At 71.8% G+C, this 535-nt stretch carries 1 protein-coding gene; it reads left to right on the top strand.

What is annotated here, in order from left to right:
• Positions 1-535 (top strand): GntR family transcriptional regulator (locus tag P409_RS35715; RefSeq protein ID WP_034849944.1); only part of this gene is annotated, 535 nt, incomplete at both ends.

The raw sequence follows: 535 nt of genomic DNA on the forward strand, positions 1-535 counted from the left end.
CCGCGGCTTCGTCCTGCTGCGCCGGCCGGAGGGCGACGAGATCGCCCGGTTGATCCCGCGCTCGGAGGGCGAGGCGGTCTATGCCGCGATCATGACCGACCGGGCCAATGGCCGGCTGCCGCAGGAGGTGTCGGAGGCGGAGCTGATCCCGCGCTACGGGGCGCCGCGCGGCGTGGTCCGCAAGGTGCTGATGCGCTTCGCCGCCGAGGGGCTGGTGCAGCGCCAGCGCGGCCATGGCTGGCGCTTCGTCGACAGCCTGGAGACCGACGAGGCGGTGAATGAGAGCTACCAGTTCCGCATGGTGGTGGAATGCGCGGCGCTGCGGCAGCCGGGCTTCCGCGTCGACCGCGACCGGGTGCAGCAGCTGCGCCGGGCTCACGAGGACATATTGGCCCGCGCCCCCGGCGGCATCGGCACCGACGAGTGGTTCCGGGTGAACACGGCGTTCCACGAGATGCTGGCGGCGTCGTCCGGCAACCGCTTCTTCCTGCAGGCGGTGCGGCAGCAGAACGCGCTGCGCCGGATGCAGGAATAT

The sequence above is a fragment of the Inquilinus limosus MP06 genome, from assembly GCF_000767795.1.
Taxonomy (GTDB): domain Bacteria; phylum Pseudomonadota; class Alphaproteobacteria; order DSM-16000; family Inquilinaceae; genus Inquilinus; species Inquilinus limosus_E.